Below are 285 nucleotides of genomic sequence, written 5' to 3' on the forward strand. Positions count from 1 at the left end.
GTATCGGAAAAATCGTAATTTTCGAGATTGGAAACCTTCAGCGTCTTGTCGCCGTAGGAAACTTCCGTGCCTTGCGAACGTGCGGAGGCAAGGGCCACGACTTCATCGGCGGGAAAGCCCCGCTCGGAGAGGATGTTGAGCATCTCCCGGCCGACATTTCCGGTTGCTCCCGCAACTGCAACTTTGAAACCCATTTTCAAGCTCTCTTTCTCTTCTCTCCTCTTGTCCGGTGAGGGGAAGGCTGCGAAACGATCGCAGCTTCCTGTCCCCAGCCGGGCCGGGGAG

The 285-nt window shown here is 56.8% G+C and carries 1 pseudogene; it reads right to left on the minus strand.

Going from position 1 to position 285, the window contains the following annotated elements:
• A pseudogene (locus ACPYOM_RS22300) lies at positions 1 to 285 on the minus strand (hypothetical protein); the annotation flags it as partial.

The organism is Monashia sp. HAY1-2A (assembly GCF_056755315.1).